Here is a 19806-nt window from a genome sequence, read left to right as displayed (position 1 = left end):
AGTCGACCCGGTTAGCAGAAGGCGGTTTTTCTGTCCACGAAACGCGGCGTGTCGCGATGTCACGCGTGGTGTTCGAAACGCACCCGCGGTCAGACCGCTCCCGGCTCTGCCTTGATCCGGCTGTCGTGAGCGTTTAGTGGCTTGGTGATGACACTGCCCAGCCAAGCCTTCCGCGTTGCCGCGCTTTACCGCTTCGCCCGGCTCGACACCTTCGAGGCGCTGCGCGCGCCGCTCGCCGCCTTCTGCTGCGCACGCGGCATCAAGGGCACGCTGCTGTTGGCGCGTGAGGGCATCAACGGCACGGTCGCCGGCAGTGAAGCGGCAATCGCCGCGCTCGTCGATCATCTCGAATCCATCGACGGTCTCGCCAGCCTCGAGATCAAATACAGCAACGCCGCAACGATGCCGTTCCACCGCATGAAGGTGCGGTTGAAGCGCGAGATCGTCACCATGGGCGTGGACAATATCGATCCGGCGGCAGGTGCAGGCACCTATGTTGCGCCGGCCGACTGGAACGCACTGATCTCGGATACAGACACCATCGTCATCGACACGCGCAACGCCTACGAGGTGTCACTCGGCACCTTCAAGGGCGCTGTCGATCCCGCCACCACCAGCTTCCGCGAATTCCCGGCCTGGGTCGAGCAGCATCGGCATGAGCTCGAGGGGCGCAAGGTCGCGATGTTCTGCACCGGCGGCATACGCTGCGAGAAGGCGACGGCCTATGTGAAGTCGCTCGGCTTCGAGGATGTGTTCCACCTCAAGGGCGGCATTCTGAAATATCTCGAGGACGTGCCCGCCGAACAGAGCCTGTGGCAAGGCGAATGCTTCGTCTTCGACGAGCGCGTTTCGGTGTCGCAGGGGCTGCTCGAAGGCGAGGCCGAACTCTGCCGCGCCTGCCGGCATCCGCTGGCGGCAGAAGACCGGCTGTCGCCGAAATATGCTACTGGCGTTTCATGCCCGCATTGCTTCGAAGCCCGCTCGGATGAAGATCGCGCCCGCTATGCCGAGCGCCAGCGACAGGTCGAGCTGGCGCAAGCACGCGGCGATCGCCACATCGGAAGTTAGCTTCACGTCAAGCGACTTCACGTTAAGCAACAGAGAAGCGATCGATGACCCACAGCCATGTCCCGTCGTTCTGCAGGCGTGCGACCTCGGTGGTGATCGTGCCGTCGGGAAGCTGGGTCGAGGTGAGCGCCAGGTCGCCATTGATGACGGCCGGACGCTGATCTCCGGACAGAAATTTTCGGCCGGTTGCGGTGATCTCCGCGAACAGCGCCCGGATGGCTTCGCGGCCGAACGTCAGCTGTCCGCCACCGCTGTCGATGACTGCGTGCGGCTCAAAAAGCGCGGCCATGCCGTCAATGTCTCCGACCCATTGCCGTGAAATCAGCAGGCGCTCCAGCTCCTGGGGATCGCGTGCCGGCTGGCGGTCTGTCTCATCGCTCATGCCAGGCTCCTCTCAAACGACATGCCGCGACATTAGTCGAAGTCGAGGGCGGTTTCGACCCATCCAATGTCCACAGCGTCGCGTGTTTTTTGGGCGCGGAAGGAGGCTGCAGCACTTTGATTTCCGGGTGAAATCCCAGCAGATGTCGGTGCGAGGTCATGCCTGGCAGCGGGCAAAAGGATGCACCCCGTCATTGTAATGTCAAACTGCGGGACCTAGGTCTTCGACGTGCAAACCTGCCCGGGCACCTTCGGCCGGGCCAATTCTGGAGGCATAGATGTTCGATCCCAAGAAGCTCCTCGACGATCTGCTCGGCTCGCAAGTTCCCGGCACCGGATCGACCGTCCGCGACAAGGCCGGACAGGCGGTGCAGATGGCCAAGGACAATCCGCTTGCCGCCGGTGCGCTGGCCGCGGTGCTGCTCGGAACCGGCCCAGGCCGCCAGGTCACTGGTGCTGCGGTGAAGCTTGGCGGGTTGGCTGCGATCGGCGGCCTCGCCTACAAGGCTTACCAGAACTACAAGAACGGCAACGCGCCGGCCGAGACGCAAGCTGCCGGCGAACCGGAATTGCTGCCGCCGCCGGCCGATACCGCCTTCCATCCGTCACAAGCGCCGCAAGGCGAAGACGAATTCACGCTGACGCTGGTCAGGGCGATGATCTCGGCGGCGAAGGCCGACGGTCACGTCGATGACGAAGAGCGGCAGAAGATCGCCGGCAAGCTCAGCCTCGCCGGCGTCGGCGCCGAAGCGGAGAAATTCCTGATGGCGGAACTGGAGGCGCCGCTCGATCTGGACGTGCTGATCGCCGGGGCCAAGACCGATGCGCAAAAGCTGGAACTCTACACCGCCTCGCGTCTTGCCATCGATCCGGACACGCGGGCCGAACGCGGCTATCTCGACCTGCTTGCCGGCCGTCTCGGCCTGCCGGATGCGCTGGTCGACCATGTCGAGGCGACGGTGACGGCGGCGAAGGTGCCGGCAGCAGCCACGGGCGAGGCAGCCAAGCCGGCCGTCAATTCGCGCTGGTAGAAGCGGACTGCGACATAGCCGTCCGACGTTAGCTTCTCGTTAATCGAGAAAGCGCATGATTTTAGACAGTCGGATCGGCGTTTCTCCTCCCAAGCCCGGTTCGGATCAGGGGCGGTCGCCAATGGCCGCCCTTTTTGTGAGCACAGGCTTTGGGCCGGCTTGCCATGGTTCCCGTCATTTGCGATGGCTCATTCCTTTCAGGGAGTACAGCCATGACCGACTATAAAACCGCCATCGTCACCGGCGCCGGCACGGGCATCGGCAAAAGTGTCGCCACGGCGCTGCTCAAGGCCGGCTGGAACACGGTCTTCTGCGGCCGCCGCAAGCCGGTGCTGGACGAGGCGATCGCCGCGGCCGGGCCGACGCAGGCCAAGGCATTGGCTTTCGCTTGCGACATCAGCAAGGCCGATCAGGTCGACGATCTGTTCGAGACGGTGGCTGCGGCTTTCGGGCGCGTCGACCTGCTCTTCAACAATGCCGGCACGAGCTACAAATCGACATTGATCGACGACATCCCGGTCGAGGTGTGGAACGACATCGTCGGGGTCAATCTCACCGGCTCGTTCCTGTGTGCTCGCGCCGCCTTCGGCGCCATGCGCAGGCAGCAGCCGATGGGCGGCCGCATCATCAACAACGGCTCGGTATCGGCCTATGCGCCACGGCCGGGTTCGGTGCCCTATACCGCGACCAAGCACGCCATCACCGGGCTGACCAAGACGCTGGCGCTGGACGGCAGGCCCTTCGACATTGCTTGCGGCCAGATCGACATCGGCAACGCGCTGACCGACATGGCGCAAGCGATGACGGTCGGCGTGCCGCAGGCCAACGGCACCATTGCCGCCGAAGCGGTGATGGATGTCGAGCGCGTCGCCGATGCCGTCCTCCATATGGCCAGTCTGCCGCTCGACGCCAACGTGCTGTTCATGACCGTGATGGCGACGAAGATGCCGTTTGTCGGGCGAGGCTAAGTTAGTCTCAACCGGGTCCTAAATCAGGGCCGCGTGACCGGAAGCGGCACGCCGGGAAGATAGAGCGAAATCGGACGGATTTCGTAGACCGCGGTCGGATTGACGCGGCGAAGATCGCGCGCAATGTCGATGGCGGCGTCACGGTTGGCGCAGTCGACGACATAGAGCCCCAGCAATTGTTCCTTGGTCTCGGCGAAGGGGCCGTCGATAACCATTCCGGTGCCTGGCCCGCGCAAGGTACAGGCGTCTTGTGTCCCGCCGAGCCGGGCCGCCGGCCCAAGGGTGCCTTGCCGGTAGAGCCGATCGTTGATCTGGAGAAGATCGGTCATCAGCGCCGCATCCTGCTCAGGCGTCAGTGCCGTAATCGCTTCTTCTTCGTGATAGGCAAGAATGGCATAGAACATATGGCGTCTCCTTTCGTCGTCCTCACTTGGCCAGGAACGCCTCGATCCGCTCCAGCGCGCGCAGGATGTTCTCCTCGGAATTGGCGTAGGACAGCCTGACATAGCCTTCGCCGAGAATGCCGAAATCGGGGCCGCCGATCAGCGCCACGCCGGCATCCTCGAGCAGCGCCGAGGCGAGCTTCTTGGCCTTCCAGCCGGTTTTGGAAACATTGGGGAAAGCATAGAAAGCGCCTTTCGGCGTGATGCAGGAAACGCCAGGCAAGGCATTCAGCCCTTCGACCACGACCTTTCTGCGGCGGTCGAAGGCGCGCATCATCCTGTCGACGTCGTCCTGCGGGCCGTCGATGGCAGCTATGCCGGCATACTGGCTCGGTGCGTTGACGCAGGACCAGCAATTGACCGCCAGCTTGCGCACCTTGTCGTAGAGATGCGCGCCCTTGTCGCCGTTCGGCCAGATCGACCAGCCCATGCGCCAGCCGGTCATCGCCCAGGTCTTCGACCAGCCGTTGAGGACGATCAGCCGGTCACGGATTTCGGGGAAGGCGAGCAGCGAGCAATGCGTCTCGCCATCATAGGTCATCACATCGTAGATCTCGTCGGAGAGGATGGCGACGTCCGGGTGCGCTTGCAGCCCCCTGACCAGCTTTTCGATCTCGTCGCGGGGGGTGACGCCGCCGGTCGGATTGGCGGGCGAGTTGAGGATCAGCAGCCTGGTCTTCGGGGTGATCAGCGCCAGTGTCTCCTCGGCGGAAAAGGCGAAGCCGTTCTCCTCGCGCATCGGCACCGGGATGGGGGCAGCACCGGTGAACTCGATCATCGAGCGGTAGATCGGAAAGCCGGGGTCGGGATAGAGAATTTCGGCACCCGGCTCGCCGAACATCAGGATGGCCGCGAACATGGTCGGCTTGCCGCCGGGCAGGATCATCACCGCTTCCGGCGAGACTTCGACGCCGGTGGTGGCCAGCGTGCGGCGGACCACCGCTTCGCGCGTCGCCAGTAGGCCGTTGGCCGGCGTATAACCATGATGGCCGTCGCGCAGCGCCTTGATCGCGGCCTCGACGATATGCTGCGGCGTCTTGAAGTCGGGCTGGCCGATGCCGAGATTGACGATGTCGCGGCCTTGATGGGCCAATGATGTCGCCCGCGCGAGCACCGCGAACGCATTTTCCTCGCCGAGGCGGTCGAAGGCCGAAATCGTGTGGAGCATTTTTCCCGTCCGTGTGGTTCTTTCAGCGAGCGTGCGTTTTTGTGAGCGTCCGCCCGCAAAAGTCAAACGGATTGGAGTTTTCGGTGCCGGAAAATCTCAAGAATTGGCAACCGCGCCCGCGGCCAGAACGCAAGGTGCTGGAAGGGCGCACTGTCAGGCTGGAGCCGCTCAACGCCGAAAAGCACGGCGACGGCCTGTTCGAGGCCTCGTCGGTGGCCGATGCCGGCGACCGCTTCGCCTGGCTACCAGACTACCCGCCCCAGACCCGCGCCGACTTCCAGCCATGGCTGGACAAGGCCGAAGCCAGCGATGACCCGCTGTTCTTCACGGTCATCGACAAGGCCAGCGGCAAGATCGCCGGGCGCCAGACGCTGATGCGCATCGACGCCGCCTACGGCGTCATCGAGATCGGCAACATCTATTGGGGCCCGCTGATCTCGCGCAAGCCGGCCGCGACCGAAGCGCAGTTCCTGTTCATGAAGTATGTCTTCGACGAGCTTGGCTACCGCCGCTACGAATGGAAATGCAATAACCGCAACGAGCCGTCGAAGCGCGCCGCGGAACGTTTCGGCTTCAAGTTCGAGGGCATTTTCCGTCAGCATCTTGTGGTCAAGGGCGAAAACCGCGATACCGCGTGGTATTCGATCATCGACAAGGAATGGCCTGATCTGCGCAGAGCCTACGAGGCGTGGCTGGATCCGGCTAATTTCGACAGCGATGGCCAGCAGAGGCGGCGGCTCGAGGATTTTCGCGCCGAGTTCGGCGCCTGACCATGATCCCGAAAAGTGGACGCCGGTTTTCGGATAAGATCATGGTCAAACAAGAAGATAGAGCTTCCATCCCGGTTCCGCCGGGATGGATCAGGCTCTAGCAGGGGCTCATAGATGGCGCATACCCACGACCACGCTTCGCAAGGCCACGGCCACAGCCACGGCGCCGGGCATGTGCATGGCTCGACCGACAAGAAGCGCGTGCTGATCGCTGCCTGCCTGACCGCCGGCTTCATGGTTGCGGAGACGCTGGGCGCCATCTTCACCGGCTCGCTGGCGCTGCTGGCGGATGCCGGCCATATGCTTGCCGACTGCGTCGCGCTCGGCCTTGCCTGGTATGCCTTTCATCTTGCAAGCCGGCCGGCCACCGTGCGCCTCACCTATGGCTTCGGCCGGGTCAAGACGCTGGTCGCCTACACCAACGGCATCGCCATCTTCGTCATCGCGCTGTGGATCGTCTACGAGGCTTTGGGCCGCTTGCAAGCGCCGGTTCCGGTGCTCGGCGGGCCGATGCTGGTCGTGGCGATCGCCGGCCTGCTGGTCAATCTCGGCTCGTTCTACGTGCTGCATGGCGGCGACCGCGGCAGCCTGAACATGCGCGGTGCCATCCTGCACGTGCTCGGCGACCTGCTCGGCTCGGCGGCGGCGATCATTGCTGCGCTGGTGATCCTGGCGACGGGCTGGACGCCCATCGACCCGATCCTGTCGATCCTGGTCTCGCTGCTGATCCTGTCCACGGCCTGGTCGCTGATGCGCGAGGCAGCGCACGTCCTGCTCGAGGGCGTGCCGGCAAGCCTCGACCGCGACCTGATCGCGAGGGACATCGAAAGCTCGGTGAAGGGCGTGCGCGAGGTGCATCACATGCATGTCTGGTCGCTCGACGGCTCCAGCAACATGGCGACATTGCATGCCTGCCTCGATGACGGCGTCGATGCGCATATGGCGGTCAGCGCGATCAAGAAGCGGCTTGCGGCGGAGCATGGCATAGCCCATGCCACGGTCGAACCGGAATTCGGCCGATGTGCCGACAGCCATGAGCATGATGACGAGCACGGGCACGCGCATGACACGGCACCGCACCGCGGCCATTATCACTGACTTCGGGAGTTCCTGGCATTGGCAACGATCGACATGAACTCCTGCCACCTTCGGGTCACGTGATGGACCGCGACACCCGCAATGCGGCGATCGGCGCCGCCTGGGTTTTGCTGCTGTTCGGCATCGCAGCCTATTATCTTCCAACCGTGATGCTGGTTGTCGGCAAGGTCTCGACGGTGCTTGCCGGCGTCGTCGCCGCGATCTTCATGGTGGCAATCTTCGTCGTGTTCTGGCTGCGTAGCCGCAGCCAGCGCAAAAAGGGAAAGTGACATGCGCATTCTGATTACCGGCGCAGCAGGCATGGTCGGCCGCAAGCTCATCGCCAGGCTGGCCAAGGACGGGACGCTCGGCGGCCGCAAGATTGCCGCGCTCGACCTTCACGACATCGTGCCGCCGCAGGCGCCCGCCCTCGAAGGCGTCGACATCAGCGTCCACACCGGCGACCTTGCGGCACCGGGGGGGACGGCAAATCTGGTCGCGCCGCGGCCCGACGTGATCTTCCATCTCGCCGGGGTGGTGTCAGGTGAGGCGGAGGCCAATTTCGATCTCGGCTACCGCGTCAATCTCGACGGCACGAGGGCGCTGTTCGATGCCGTCCGGCTGGCCGCCTATACGCCACGCGTCGTCTTCACCTCGTCGATCGCCGTGTTCGGCGCGCCGTTTCCCGAAATCATTCCGGACGAGTTCCACCCGACGCCGCTGACCTCCTACGGCACGCAGAAGCTGATCGGCGAGGCGCTGCTTGCCGACTATACCAGGCGTGGCTTCTTCGACGGCATCGGCATAAGGCTGCCGACCATCTGCGTCAGGCCGGGAAAGCCGAACAAGGCGGCCTCAGGTTTCTTCTCCGGTATCATCCGCGAGCCGCTGAGCGGCCATGAAGCGATCCTGCCGGTGCCGCGCTCGGTCGTCCACACACACGCCAGCCCGCGTTCGGCGGTGAATTTCCTGATCCATGCGGCTCAGATCGACGGCAGCGCCGTTGGCCCGCGCCGCAACCTGACGATGCCGGGCGTCGCCGTCAGCGTCGGCGAGCAGATCGAAGCGCTGGAACGCGTTGGCGGCGCCAAGGCGGTGAAACTGATCCGCGAGGAGCCCGACGAGACGATCTGGGCGATCGTCAAGGGCTGGCCGACACGCTTCGAGGCGCGGCGCTCGAGGAAGCTTGGCTTCGCCGCCGAAACGAGCTTCGACGAAATCATCCGCGTCCATATCGAGGACGAGTTGGGGGGCAATATCCCTAGTTAAAGCGCCCCGATCGGACGCAACGAGGTCAGGCGCCAGTCAGGCTGGCCGAGAGCAGCAGCAGGCCGAACAGGAAGACGAAGGCGGCGCCGCCGATCTCGACGAAGGAATGGATGCGGTTGCCCATGCGGCCATCGCCGGCGAAATACACCGCCCAGTTCTTCGCCGTTACTGCAAGCGTCGCCAGAGCCGAGACGGTGATTGCGGTGCCGAGCGCCATGGCCAGCACCGACAGGATGCCGCCGAACCATAGCCCATTCAACAACGCAAAGCTCAGCACGATCAGCGCGCCGGAACAGGGGCGGATACCGACCGCAGCCACCGCCGACCAGGCCGTGCGCCAATCGAAGCGATCGCCGGAAAGCAGCGCCGGGTCGGGCGCATGCGAGTGCCCGCAGGTCTCGCAGACCTCGCCCGCGGCATGGCTGTGGTGATCGTGCGCGGCATGGGCGTGGTCGTGGGCGCCGTGATCGTGATGGTCATGCGCATGGTCATGATGATCGTGGGCCTGAAGCGTGTGGGAATGTGCCGCATGGGCATGCGCGGAATGGGTATGCGCGGAATGTGAATGGCCGGCATGTGAATGGCCGGCATGGGCAGCCGAGAGGCTGTAGCCGGGGCTTGCCCCGAACAGGCGAAGGATGGCCGGGCCGGCCTTGCGCCACAGCAGCCAGGCGCCGAACAGAGTGACGAAGACATAGCTCATGATTTCGAGGAACCATGCGGCGTCTGTCATCGACACAGCAGTGCCGCGCAGCACGAAATAGGCCACCAGCATCACCACGATCGCGGTCAGCGCCTGCAGCAGGGCCGAGACGAAGGACAACATGATGCCGCGCCGGAGCGCCACTTCATTGGCCACCATGTAGGACGAGATCACCGCCTTGCCGTGACCGGGGCCGGCGGCGTGGAAAATGCCGTAGGCAAAGGACAGGCCGATGAGCAGCCACAACTTGCTGCCGTCCTGGCGCATCGCCTTCATAGCGCCGGCAAGCGCATGATAGAATTCCTGCTGGCGCAGATTGATCCACATCAGGATGTGGGCGAACGGGCCGGTGGCGGTTGGAGCCATGCCGTCATTGGTGCCGATGCCGAGTGAGCTCTGGGCGTGGGCGGAGCCGAGAAAGTGCGTCATCACAAGGGCGACGGCCAGAAGACCGAATGCCAAACGCAGGGACGGTTTGGTCACTGGATCTATCCTTCCGGCTGACAGGTCAGTTCAAGTTTGGTGGCAAAGATCTTGCTCATGTCGGTGCCTGTCGGATCGTTGAAGAAGGCCTCGGTCAGGGTCTTCTGGTTCTGGGCGATCGCCTCGTCCGGGTTCGGGCGGACAACCTTGCTGGTGCAGGTCGGCGGCAAGCCATCGACCTGCAGATTGGCATCCTCGGTGAAATCGATCGCGGTGTAGAAGGTCGGGTCGTAGACGCCGATATCTATCTTGCCGCTCAGTTTGATCGGCACCTTCGGTTCGGACTCAAACAGGATGATCAACTGGTCATTGTCGAAATTGGCCATCAGATGCGGCGGCGGGGTCATTGCCACGTCCTTGCCGTCGACGGTGACGAGCTGGAAATAGTTGAATTCGGCAAGCGAGGCATGGACCGTGTCGGCGACATCCTTCAGCTCCTTGTCGTCGAGTTTCAGGTCGGAATTCTTGTCGAACTCCATCATCACCGTGCTCGAAAACAAATCATCGAAGCGCCAGACATGGCGCAATGCCTTCACAGTTTGGTGATCCGGGCCGAGGACCACTTCGAGGCGGGCCTCGGCGAAGACGTGGGGATGCACCTCAGCCGGTCCGACGGCGGCAAACGTCGCGGTCAAGGCCGAAGCCAGCATCATTGCTTGCCGTTTCAGGTGCATTCTCGGTCGCGATTCAATCGGCTTCGGTGAATTGTCGACAGTTACCAGAAAGCGGGCGAAAATGGGACCGCAACGCGGCTGAACGCTCATGCGTTGTCCAGCGTCTTGAACCACTGCACCAGGAAGTCGACGAAAACGCGAACTTTTGCAGGCAGATAGCGCCGGTGCGGATAGACGGCAAAAATGCCGCCGCCGGGCAGGATGCGGTCATCCAGCACAGTCACCAGCTTGCCGCTTTCGATGTCGGGCGCGGCGATGAAATCCGGCAGGACGGAAAACCCCAATCCCGCGACGGCGGCGGCCCTTGCCGCCATCGGGCTGTTGACCTCGATCGGGCCGGAAACCGAAACGCTCACCGTATCGCCGCCGTCGCCCTTGAACGGCCAGTTGGTGAGCCAGCGGCCATTGGTGTCGATGATGCAAGGCACGCGGGCAAGGTCTTGCGGCCTGACCGGCATGCCATGCTTGGCGATCAGTTCGGGAGACGCGCAAAGCCGTACCGAAAACGGCGCCAGGCGTCTGGCAATCAGCGAGGAACTTTCCAGCCGCGAAATGCGCACCGCGAGATCGAAACCCTCCTCGACCAGATCGACGAAACGGTCATCGAGATGGATGTCGAGGACGATGTCGGGATGCTGCTTGGCGAAATCGATCAGCGACTGGCCGATCGGCGCGTCGGCAAAGGTGCGCGGCGCCGACAGCTTGATCCTGCCGCGCACGTCGCCGGAGGATTCGCGCACCGCATCGGCAAGGCTGTCGACCTCGCGCACGATCTCCGAGGCGCGCCGGTAATAGGTGTGGCCGGCCTCGGTGAGGGAGAACTGCCTGGTGGTGCGGTTGAGCAGCAGCGCGCCGAGTTCGTCCTCCAGCTCGCGCACATATTTCGACAACAGCGCCTTCGAGCGGCCGATCTTGCGCGCCGCCGCCGAAAAGCCTTCGGCCTCGACCACGTCGATGAAGGCACGCATGCGGGTCAGCGTATCCATGTCATGCGCCTCCTTGGTGGGCCGAAAGGATGCGGGCGGCGAGTGTAATCAACTGCCGGTCGCTGTTCTTCGGGCCGAGCAGCGAAAGACCGAACGGCGCCCCGCCGGTCTTGCCGAGCGGCAGCGTGATTTGCGGAAAACCGGACAGGCCGGAAAGGCATAGCAGTCTCAGCGCGCGCTCGCGATAGGTCTGCAAATCGTCGAATGACGCCGCCTTGAGCGGCGCGGCACCCGGAACGGTCGGAAGCACAAGAACGCCGTCCTCGCCAAGCAGGCCGGCAAGCTCGCGGCGAAACGAAACGCGACGTTCCGTTTCACGTTGCGCGGTTGCCGCGTGGATAGTCGCGCCGTGCTCGAAACGCTCCTTGACTCCGGGTCCCAGCATGCGGTCGCCGCCGGCGATCCAGGCGCCGTGATTTTGCCAGGCTTCATAGCCCTGCAGCTTGCGGAAGCACCAATAGAGATCGTCGGTGGAATGAGACAGCGGGCCGACGCTGCGCGGCGCGCCCAGCACCGAAGCGGCGCTGCGGAGCATGGCGCGATATTCGTCGGCCTCGTGCGGGCCAAGCACGAGGCCGTCCAGCGCAGCGAGGGCGACGGGGCGTCTCAGTTCGTGGGAATGCGGATCGTCGCCGAGCAGCACCGTGCCGACCTTTTCGTAGGTGACGATATCCTTGGCGAACCAGCCGAACGTGTCCAGTGAAGGCGCCAGCGGCATGGTGCCGTCGAGCGGGATGCGGCCATGCGTCGTCCTGAGGCCGACCAGGCCGCAGAAGCTTGCCGGCGCACGGATCGAGCCGCCGGTGTCGGAGCCGGTGGCGATATCGGCGAGCCCGCCGGCAACCGCCGCGGCAGAACCCGAGGATGAACCGCCGGTGACGCGATCGGGTGCCGCCGGATTGACCGGCGACGGGAAATGCGCGTTCAATCCCAGCAGGGAAAACGCCAGCTCGTCGGTCTGCGTCTTACCGACGAAACGCGCACCCGAATCAAGCAGCGCCTGGACGGCCGGCGCGGTCGCCATGGCCGGCGAAGCCTCCCGGTATTTCTGCGGATTGCCGCAGCCGGTGCGGTAGCCGGCGACGTCGAAGATGTCCTTGACGGCAAGCCGCAAGCCGGCAAGCGGGCCGGATTTCGTATTGGCTACAGGGGTTTGATCAAGGTCGAGAAAAGCGTTCAGCGGGCCGCGAGTGCCTGTCATGCGTTCGATATCCGGATGTGCTTGCCGCAGCATTGTTCTTCTGGTTGCCGCAGCATTGTTCGATGCCACAAATTTTACAACCTGCCATACGATTTTTATTGATTGTGAAATCTTTCGATCTTATATCGCGCTTGCCCAAAGTCGCACGTGCCTGTGGGTGTCCGCCGATCCTCGAATGGTGAGGGCAATCGGTAAGGTAACTGGAGCCAACCCCTCCAGTCGGTTTAGCGGCCAACCGCCAACCGAGGACACCTTGAAGCAACGACGGTGCGGGCCTTTCTGGTGTTCTGCCGGTCGTCCAAAGACCGGGGTTACTGAAGAGGCACACCTTCATTGCCGGCAGTGCGGACGGGTCTCCCATCCAAGCCAAGGCAGACAAAGCGAACCGAGGCCGGGCAAGGCCAAGGTTCACCGCCGCGAGACGGCGCTTCATGGTTCCGGGGTCTCCACCGGCTGGTTCCATGGATTTGACGTCCCGCCTTTGTCCACCGCGTGTTCGCGAGGCCGAGAGCCCGCGTCCGCAAGCCTTTGTGCGCGCCGAAAGGCGCTGATGGAGAGACCCCGATGGCTACCCAGCGCATCCTTGACTTTCTCGCCACCCGACGTCCGAACGGCCCGTGCCTTGTCGTCGACCTCGATGTCGTGCGCGACAATTTCCGCGCCTTCGAGAAGGCACTTCCCGATTCCAAGATCTACTATGCGGTGAAAGCAAATCCGGCGCCGGAAATCCTGCGCCTGCTTGCTGCGATGGGCTCGTCCTTCGACACCGCTTCCGTTGCCGAAGTCGAGATGGCGATGGACGCCGGTGCGCCGGCGGACCGCATCTCCTTCGGCAACACCATCAAGAAGGAGCGCGACATCCAGCGCGCCTACCAGCTCGGCATCAAGCTGTTTGCGGTGGACTGCGTCGAGGAGGTCGAGAAGATCGCCCGCGTCGCTCCCGGCGCCCGCGTGTTCTGCCGCGTCCTGACCGACGGCGAGGGCGCCGAATGGCCGCTGTCGCGCAAGTTCGGCTGTGTGCCGGCGATGGCGGTCGACGTGCTGCGCCATGCCAGGGCGCTCGGCCTCGACGCCTATGGCGTGTCGTTCCATGTCGGCTCGCAGCAGACCGACCTGACGGCCTGGGACCGCGCGCTCGCCGACGCCAAGAAGGTGTTCGCGACGCTGGCCGACGAAGGCATCGTGCTGAAGATGGTCAATATGGGCGGCGGCTTCCCGACCCGCTATCTCAGGGATGTGCCGGTGGCGCAGGCCTATGGCCAGGCGATCTTCTCGGCGCTCAGGAAGCATTTCGGCAACGCCATCCCCGAGACGATCATCGAGCCGGGCCGCGGCATGGTTGGCAATGCCGGCGTCATCAAGTCGGAGGTCGTGCTGATCTCGAAGAAGGCCGACAACGACAATGTGCGCTGGGTGTTCCTCGACATCGGCAAGTTCGGCGGTCTCGCCGAGACGATGGACGAGGCGATCCGCTATCCGATCGTCACGGCGCATGACGGCACCGAGACCGCGCCGTGCGTACTCGCCGGCCCGACCTGCGATTCGGCCGACGTGATGTACGAAAAGACGCCGTACCCGCTGCCCCTTTCGCTGACCATCGGCGACGAGGTGCTGATCGAGGGCACCGGCGCCTACACGACGACCTACGCCTCGGTCGCCTTCAACGGCTTCGAGCCTCTCCGATCCTACGTGATCTGACGGTTCGAAAGAACCGATCAGATCATCCCAGGTGGGCGCCTGTCGCCCGCCCAGGCTCGCCTGTGGAACAATCCGCTCGTGAAGGATCGCGGAAATGGACGTTGTAGATCTCATTGTTGAAGGCGCCGCAGGAATCTCCCCCTCGAGGGAGGAGATTGCCGGCGCTTTTGTCATCACTGCCGAAACCGCCGCCGACGTTGGCGCTCGCGAAGCTTTGCTCGATCGCGCCATGGGGCCGAAGCGCCGGAAGAAGTCGTCGGAAAAGCTGCGGCGCGGCCGCCGGCCTTCGGAGGGTCTGGCCTTTGTCGCGCGCGATGCGTCGGGCACTGTTGCCGGCACCGTGCGGCTGTGGGACGTGGTGCTGGGAGAGGGCGGCAAGGCAGCGCTGCTGCTCGGCCCGCTTGCGGTCGACCCGGCGCTCAAGAATGCCGGCATCGGCTCGGCGCTGATGCGCCATGCGGTCACTGAGGCCGAGAGGCTTGGCCATGCGGCGATTCTGCTGGTCGGCGACGCGCCCTATTACGAGCGCTTCGGGTTTTCGGCCGCAAAGACCGGCTCGCTGGCCATGCCGGGGCCTTACGAGCGGCACCGCCTGCTGGCGCGGGAACTGGTTGTCGGCGCGCTCGACGGCGCGCAAGGCACGCTGAAGGCGGCCGGGCGCAAGCTGAAGGCGCAGAGACTGCCGCTCGCCGCCTGACGCTTTGAATCAAGCCGCCGCCGTCGCGCGGCGGCTTGTCTCGCCTTAAGCGATCAGCCGATCAGCTGGCTGAGCGCCATGGCGACACTCATGTCGCCTTCGACCTTTATCTTGCCGGACATGAAGGCCATGGTCGGGTTGAGATCGCCTGATATCAGCGAGTCCAAATCGTCGAGTGACAGCTTTATGGTGCAATCGGCCGGCGCATCGGTGGTCGAGACATCGGCACCGTCGATGACGATAACGCCGTCGCTGCCGGTGTCGAATTTCACCGAGCGATCGAACCCGGCGCTCGCCACGCGCGACCTGATGTTGTCGGCAATCTCCTGAACGCTCATGGCGGTTCTCCTCGTCTGGTTGCGTTTGTCGCGCCTCGACGCTTCGACCTGGGGCGCTTCGATCTGGGGCGCTTCGACCTGGCCGAAGCCGCTTGCCTGGTTTTTACAGCCACGGCCGCCGGCGCATATAGCTTCGGGTTGACGTTTACGTCAACGCAGTTCCCCTAGCTGAAGATGGGCTTTATCGCCGCAGCATCACGCAGGCATGACAGCTTGGCGGCCGCCATTGTTGCCATGCGATGTTACCCGGCGTATCAGGCTCCACTCCGCACGAATATCGGCGAGCCGCCCTGGTGCTTTCCAGAAACGAACCGCAAGTTTACGCCCGCCGGCTGCGCGCGGTGCTGATCAGATCGATCCCGCTGCTCGAGGCGCGCGGCATTGCCGTCGTCATTCTGGCCGGCGTGGTCGGGGTGATGGCGGGTGCGCTGGTCACCGGCATGAGCGGACTGGTGCAGGTCCTGCATGGGCTTATGTTCGGCGTTCAGCCCGGCGGTCGGCTTTCGGCGATGTTTTCGCTGCAAAGGCCGGAGCAGGCGCTGATACCGGCGATCGGCGGCATCCTGCTCGGGCTATCGGTGATCTGGCTGAGAAAGCGGAAGTTCCGCACGCCGGTCGATCCGATCGAAGCCAACGCGCTTTATGGCGGCCGCATGTCGCTGACCGATACCTTCATCATCGCCGGGCAGACGATGATCTCGAGCGGCTTCGGCGCTTCGGTCGGGCTCGAGGCCGGCTATACGCAGGTGGGTTCGGGCCTGGCGTCGCGGCTGGCGCGCTTGTTCAGGCTGCGCCGCAACGATGTCCGCATCCTCGTCGGCTGCGGTGCCGCCGGCGCGATCGCCGCCGCCTTCGACGCGCCGCTGACCGGCGCCTTCTACGGTTTCGAGCTGGTCATCGGCATCTACTCGGTCGCCAATGTCGCGCCGGTTATGGCCGCCGCGATCTCGGCCTCGCTGACCGCCGAGGTGTTCGGCGGCGTGCCGTTTCCGCTGGAGCTCGCCGGCCTCCCGGCGCTGACGGTCAGCCAGTATTTGCCGTTCATGCTGCTCGGGCTTCTGGGCGGCAGTGCTTCCATCGCCATCATGCATCTGGTGAGCCTGATCGAGCGCGTCTTTGCCCGGCTGTCGATCGACGCCTCGCTGCGCCCAGCCATCGGCGGTGTGATGGTCGGGCTGCTGGGGCTGGTCACGCCGCAGGTCCTGTCCAGCGGCCATGGTGCGCTGCACCGCGAATTCGCGATGAATTACGGGCTGGCCGTGGTGGCCAGCGTGTTCGTGCTGAAGCTGGCGGCTTCGGCGATCTCGCTCGGCTCCGGCTTCCGCGGCGGCCTGTTCTTTGCCTCGCTGTTCCTCGGCGCGCTGCTCGGCAAGATGTTTGCCGGCGCGATGGCGTTCGTCTCGCCGGCGACCGGCATCGACCCGGCCGTCGCCGCCGTCGTCGGCATGACCTCGCTCGCCGTCGGCGTCGTCGGCGGCCCGCTGACGATGACCTTCCTGGCGCTGGAATCGACCCGCGACCTGACGCTGACCGGCGTAGTGCTGGCCGCCTCGCTGATGGCGGCGATCCTGGTGCGCGAAACGTTCGGCTATTCCTTCTCGACATGGCGCTTCCACCTGCGCGGCGAAACCATCCGCAGCGCCCATGATGTCGGCTGGATGCGCAGCCTGACGGTCGGCTCGATGATGCGAAAGGATGTCCGCACCATCGACGCCTCGACGACGCTTGCGGAATTCCGCAAGCAGGTGCCGCTCGGTGCCTCGCAGCGCGTCATCGCGGTCGACGCCGACCTGCATTATGCCGGCGTGCTGATCGTCGCCGAATTGCACAGCCATTTGTCGGATGACGAGATGCCGGTTAAGTCCTTCGCCAAATTTAGGGATGCTGTGCTGGTGCCGAGCATGAACGTGGAGTCGGCGGCCGAGACCTTCCAGCGCGCCGGCGCCGAGGAATTGGCAGTGGTCGAGGATTTCACCGACCGCAAGGTCGTCGGGCTGCTGACCGAAGGCCATCTGATGCGGCGTTATGCCGAAGAACTCGACAAGGCGCGGCGCGATCTGTCGGGCGAGGGGTAGGACAGGGGGGAGCCAACGTCTGGAGAGACCGACATTGACCTTCGCAGACCGAAACCTGAGTGGCTGCTTGGCGCCTATCTCGGATATTGAGACCAGCGTCGCTCTGTGGTCGGAACGGACCCTCGCGATCCAGAAAGGGAACTCGATGGACCACCAAGCCGACGAGCAAGCGCGCCGAGCCGCAGACGCGCTCGGCCGAAGAGTCTAGCACCTGGTCTGAGATCGGTTGCGTTCTAGCCAATTTCCGCCTGCCGCGCTTCAGGTGTTGCAAGACGTTCAAATTTGAGCTTCCGCACTCATCCTTTGTCGAGAGTATCTCCGTAAGTTTTAGCCGTTCTGAACAGCCGTCGGCGACGATGACGAGGAAATAGGAGAACGCAATGGCTCGCAATCACGTTGAACGTCTTGGAGAGTTCAGGGAAATCTTGGTCGCGACTCGACGCGAAGGAGTCCGTAACGTGCACCATACTCGTGATGCAATGCGGGCAAGTGGCTTTCAGATCGGGGACAGCGACGGCTCCAGCTACGGAGCCGAGCTGAAGGTGCTCCAAGAGGAAATTGAGGCAGTCGATCGCGCCATCGAAGACGAGAAGCGGTTGGCCTTGGGCCTCGAGAGCGCGGCTCAATCCCGCCGACCGACTAAACCGAGAATCGTGAAGGGAACATAGGGTCAGGTACGGCTCTTGGCGCCCGTCGTCGATCGCCTTCGGTGTCGGCTCGCCGCCGCCGTGGTGCAGCGCCTTAAAAGCAGACGATCCGCTTCCGGCGGACCGAAGCAACGCAGCATTTTCCACTTTGAGGCGAAATAATTCTCAACTATGGTCCGTCAGGCTTTAGGCATGGGGGAATATTGCCGATGGTTTTATCACGCAGGGGTGTCGTGCTCGGCGGCCTGGCGCTGGTCGCGGTGGGTGCAACCAGCAATACTGCTCAAGCCGCGGCGGCAAAATCCTTTTTCGCCGGTACCGCCAGCGACAACAATTTTGTCTATCGCAAGACCAACTTCGCCAAGATCGACAAGCGATGGCATCGCCAGATCGTCAAGTATTTCAGCAGCGAGCCGGTCGGCACCGTCGTGGTCGATACCCGTCACCACTTCCTCTACGTCATCATGGAAAACAAGACCGCCATCCGTTACGGCGTCGGCGTCGGCAAGGAAGGCTTCAAATGGTACGGCCGCGCGACGATCGACCGCCGCGCGCTGTGGCCGGACTGGGTCCCGCCCCCCGAAATGCGTAAGCGCAGGCCGGAGCTACCGGACATGATCGCAGGCGGCGCGTTCAACAATCCGCTCGGGCCGCGCGCGCTCTATCTGCACCGCGACGGCGCCGACACCGGCTACCGCCTGCATGGCACGCTGGAGCCATGGAGCATCGGCACCGACGCTTCCAGCGGCTGCATCCGCATGTTCCCGGAAGACATCATCGACCTCTACCAGCGCTGTCCGATCGGCACCGCGGTGCAGGTCCTGCCGCACATCGCCGACCAGGCGCCCGCTTCCACCACTGTCGAATGATTGGCGCCTCATGAACCGCATGATTGAAAACACGCGCCGGCTGCTCGCCGCCGGCCTGCTGCTGCTGGCCGCATCCTGCTCGACCAACAACACGCTGGCCCCTCCCACGCCCGACGTCACCAACACCGAGGTTGCCGGCTTCCAGAACGTGCAGCCGGGCAGCGAGGAGGATTTTATCCTCAATGTCGGCCGCCGCACCTATTTCACGCAAGGTTCGGCCGCGCTCGATTCCGTCGCCAAGGCCACCCTCGACACCCAGATCGCCTGGCTGGCAAAGCATCCGCGCTGGCTGCTCAAGCTGCAGGGTTTCGCCGACGATCCCGGCGCAAGTGAAACGGCGCTGTCGCAGAAGCGCGCCGATGCGGTGATGGACTACCTCGCCGCCGGCGGCATAGACCGCAATCGCATGTGGGCCAAGGGCTACGGCAAGGACAGGCTCGTCCGCGAGTGCCCCGACACCGCCTGCAGGTCGCAGAACCGCCGCGTTGTGTCTAATTTGCGCGATGTGAGGGACGAGTCGTAGGGGACTGGATGTCCGCTTCCCGTCCGTCGACGCCGGATGCAGACGGTCCGCTTTCGCGAGGCCGGCAAAAGGGCCGGGGTGTCGTCGGGAGCGCCGTTCCGGCATTTTCCGACCAAGACCGCCCTGATCACCGCCGCGATAGGCATCGAAGGAGAGCACTAAGGTGAACGAAGACGCCGCCAGTCCAAGGCCGCTTTCGGAAATTGCCAGTTATCACGCGCATATCTACTACGACCGGCAGGCAGAGCGGCAGCATGCCGAATGGCTGCGCCTGCGCATCGGCGAGCGTTTCCGCGTGCGCCTGGGCAATTGGCGCGACGAGCCGGTCGGTCCGCACGAGCAGGCCATGTACCAGGTCTCCTTCGCCACCGAGATTTTCGCTTCGCTGGTTCCATGGCTGATGCTGAACCATGGCGGCCTGAGCATCCTCATCCACCCCAACACCACCAACCCCAAGCGCGACCATCTGGTCGACCCGATCTGGATAGGCCGCCCGCTGGGAGTGAAAGGCGGGGTGCTTGGCGAGGAGGACGAGGCGGAGGAGGCGCTGGAGGTGAATACGGAGCCGACGCTGGAGCCGTAACAGGGCAATCGCGTGGGACTGCGCCGACCCCCACTCCGTCTCGGCTTCGCCGAGCCACCTCTCCCCCATTTCATGAGCTATCGCATTCACACATCTGGGTTGCGCTTTGCGGCGAAGCTCGATTCTATTTCGGCGGGAAAGCCGAAGGAGGATT

23 protein-coding genes are annotated in these 19806 nt (G+C 64.0%); 15 read left to right on the top strand and 8 right to left on the bottom strand.

The window, feature by feature from the left end:
* Nucleotides 1–147 precede the first annotated feature (147 nt).
* Complete coding sequence (gene trhO, locus AC0L2Y_RS18640) at nt 148–1068, top strand: oxygen-dependent tRNA uridine(34) hydroxylase TrhO (protein WP_473558503.1); 921 nt, start codon at nt 148–150, stop codon at nt 1066–1068.
* 22 nt (nt 1069–1090) lie between these two features.
* Here the strand turns inward: trhO and AC0L2Y_RS18635 are convergent, their stop codons facing one another.
* Nucleotides 1091–1450, bottom strand: a complete 360-nt coding sequence (locus AC0L2Y_RS18635) for a YybH family protein (protein ID WP_352564908.1) — start codon at nt 1448–1450, stop codon at nt 1091–1093.
* A gap of 277 nt (nt 1451–1727) precedes the next feature.
* On the opposite strand from AC0L2Y_RS18635, the gene AC0L2Y_RS18630 reads away from it, so the two are divergent.
* Together AC0L2Y_RS18630 and AC0L2Y_RS18625 are read left to right on the top strand one after the other, a co-directional pair.
* Complete coding sequence (locus AC0L2Y_RS18630; RefSeq protein WP_352564910.1) at nt 1728–2480, top strand: tellurite resistance TerB family protein; 753 nt, start codon at nt 1728–1730, stop codon at nt 2478–2480.
* Nucleotides 2481–2692: 212 nt separating this feature from the next.
* Nucleotides 2693–3448, top strand: coding sequence for an SDR family oxidoreductase (locus tag AC0L2Y_RS18625; RefSeq protein ID WP_352665487.1), 756 nt, complete (start codon nt 2693–2695; stop codon nt 3446–3448).
* A 23-nt stretch (nt 3449–3471) separates the two neighbouring features.
* Here AC0L2Y_RS18625 and AC0L2Y_RS18620 read toward each other — a convergent pair whose 3' ends face one another.
* Together AC0L2Y_RS18620 and AC0L2Y_RS18615 are read right to left on the bottom strand one after the other, a co-directional pair.
* Nucleotides 3472–3852, bottom strand: coding sequence for a YciI family protein (locus AC0L2Y_RS18620; RefSeq protein WP_352564914.1), 381 nt, complete (start codon nt 3850–3852; stop codon nt 3472–3474).
* 22 nt (nt 3853–3874) lie between these two features.
* Complete coding sequence (locus tag AC0L2Y_RS18615; RefSeq protein ID WP_473558499.1) at nt 3875–5059, bottom strand: pyridoxal phosphate-dependent aminotransferase; 1185 nt, start codon at nt 5057–5059, stop codon at nt 3875–3877.
* 83 nt (nt 5060–5142) lie between these two features.
* Here AC0L2Y_RS18615 and AC0L2Y_RS18610 point away from each other — a divergent pair, with 83 nt between their 5' ends.
* The 4 genes from AC0L2Y_RS18610 (at nt 5143) to denD (ending at nt 8175) form a co-directional block, all read left to right on the top strand.
* Nucleotides 5143–5829, top strand: a complete 687-nt coding sequence (locus AC0L2Y_RS18610) for a GNAT family N-acetyltransferase (RefSeq protein ID WP_473558497.1) — start codon at nt 5143–5145, stop codon at nt 5827–5829.
* Between the two features lie 114 nt (nt 5830–5943).
* Nucleotides 5944–6927 (top strand): cation diffusion facilitator family transporter, encoded by a 984-nt coding sequence (locus AC0L2Y_RS18605; RefSeq protein WP_473558494.1) that lies wholly within the window; start codon nt 5944–5946, stop codon nt 6925–6927.
* A 62-nt stretch (nt 6928–6989) separates the two neighbouring features.
* Nucleotides 6990–7196, top strand: coding sequence for a hypothetical protein (locus tag AC0L2Y_RS18600; RefSeq protein ID WP_473558493.1), 207 nt, complete (start codon nt 6990–6992; stop codon nt 7194–7196).
* 1 nt (nt 7197) lies between these two features.
* Entirely contained in the window at nt 7198–8175 is a 978-nt protein-coding gene (gene denD, locus AC0L2Y_RS18595) for a D-erythronate dehydrogenase (RefSeq protein ID WP_473558490.1), read from the top strand.
* Nucleotides 8176–8200: 25 nt separating this feature from the next.
* On the opposite strand, the gene AC0L2Y_RS18590 is transcribed toward denD, so the two are convergent.
* The 4 genes from AC0L2Y_RS18590 to AC0L2Y_RS18575 all read right to left on the bottom strand — a co-directional run bounded on the left by AC0L2Y_RS18590 (nt 8201) and on the right by AC0L2Y_RS18575 (nt 12222).
* Nucleotides 8201–9370, bottom strand: coding sequence for a nickel/cobalt transporter (locus AC0L2Y_RS18590; protein ID WP_352565158.1), 1170 nt, complete (start codon nt 9368–9370; stop codon nt 8201–8203).
* Complete coding sequence (locus AC0L2Y_RS18585) at nt 9367–10035, bottom strand: DUF1007 family protein (protein ID WP_352564924.1); 669 nt, start codon at nt 10033–10035, stop codon at nt 9367–9369. Before AC0L2Y_RS18585 ends, AC0L2Y_RS18590 begins: the two co-directional genes overlap by 4 nt.
* A gap of 86 nt (nt 10036–10121) precedes the next feature.
* Entirely contained in the window at nt 10122–11021 is a 900-nt protein-coding gene (locus AC0L2Y_RS18580; protein WP_352709214.1) for a LysR family transcriptional regulator, read from the bottom strand.
* A gap of 1 nt (nt 11022) precedes the next feature.
* Nucleotides 11023–12222: an amidase gene (locus tag AC0L2Y_RS18575; protein ID WP_473558487.1), complete on the bottom strand. Its 1200-nt coding sequence runs from the start codon at nt 12220–12222 to the stop codon at nt 11023–11025.
* 564 nt (nt 12223–12786) lie between these two features.
* Here AC0L2Y_RS18575 and odc2 point away from each other — a divergent pair.
* The gene (gene odc2, locus AC0L2Y_RS18570; RefSeq protein WP_473558485.1) at nt 12787–13920 is read left to right on the top strand and encodes an ornithine/lysine decarboxylase; all 1134 of its coding nucleotides are present in this window, start codon (nt 12787–12789) and stop codon (nt 13918–13920) included.
* A 94-nt stretch (nt 13921–14014) separates the two neighbouring features.
* A complete protein-coding gene (locus AC0L2Y_RS18565) occupies nt 14015–14617 on the top strand; it encodes a GNAT family N-acetyltransferase (protein ID WP_473558484.1) in 603 nt (200 codons plus the stop codon).
* A 53-nt stretch (nt 14618–14670) separates the two neighbouring features.
* Here AC0L2Y_RS18565 and AC0L2Y_RS18560 read toward each other — a convergent pair whose 3' ends face one another.
* A complete protein-coding gene (locus AC0L2Y_RS18560; protein WP_352448193.1) occupies nt 14671–14955 on the bottom strand; it encodes an SCP2 sterol-binding domain-containing protein in 285 nt (94 codons plus the stop codon).
* 293 nt (nt 14956–15248) lie between these two features.
* Between AC0L2Y_RS18560 and AC0L2Y_RS18555 the strand changes: the two genes are divergently transcribed.
* The 6 genes from AC0L2Y_RS18555 to AC0L2Y_RS18530 all read left to right on the top strand — a co-directional run bounded on the left by AC0L2Y_RS18555 (nt 15249) and on the right by AC0L2Y_RS18530 (nt 19652).
* A complete protein-coding gene (locus AC0L2Y_RS18555) occupies nt 15249–17030 on the top strand; it encodes a chloride channel protein (RefSeq protein WP_473558481.1) in 1782 nt (593 codons plus the stop codon).
* Between the two features lie 380 nt (nt 17031–17410).
* The gene (locus AC0L2Y_RS18550; RefSeq protein ID WP_473558479.1) at nt 17411–17698 is read left to right on the top strand and encodes a hypothetical protein; all 288 of its coding nucleotides are present in this window, start codon (nt 17411–17413) and stop codon (nt 17696–17698) included.
* Nucleotides 17699–17886: 188 nt separating this feature from the next.
* Nucleotides 17887–18546: a L,D-transpeptidase gene (locus tag AC0L2Y_RS18545; protein ID WP_352488778.1), complete on the top strand. Its 660-nt coding sequence runs from the start codon at nt 17887–17889 to the stop codon at nt 18544–18546.
* Between the two features lie 10 nt (nt 18547–18556).
* Nucleotides 18557–19069, top strand: a complete 513-nt coding sequence (locus AC0L2Y_RS18540; RefSeq protein WP_473558477.1) for an OmpA family protein — start codon at nt 18557–18559, stop codon at nt 19067–19069.
* A 36-nt stretch (nt 19070–19105) separates the two neighbouring features.
* Nucleotides 19106–19231, top strand: coding sequence for a TetR family transcriptional regulator (locus AC0L2Y_RS18535; RefSeq protein WP_473558475.1), 126 nt, complete (start codon nt 19106–19108; stop codon nt 19229–19231).
* A 1-nt stretch (nt 19232) separates the two neighbouring features.
* Nucleotides 19233–19652: a DOPA 4,5-dioxygenase family protein gene (locus AC0L2Y_RS18530; RefSeq protein WP_473558472.1), complete on the top strand. Its 420-nt coding sequence runs from the start codon at nt 19233–19235 to the stop codon at nt 19650–19652.
* The last annotated feature ends 154 nt before the right edge of the window (nt 19653–19806 follow it).

This window comes from Mesorhizobium sp. WSM4830, from assembly GCF_055811495.1.
Note: the sequence above shows the minus strand (reverse complement) of the source record. Positions and strands in the feature narration are given on the sequence as shown.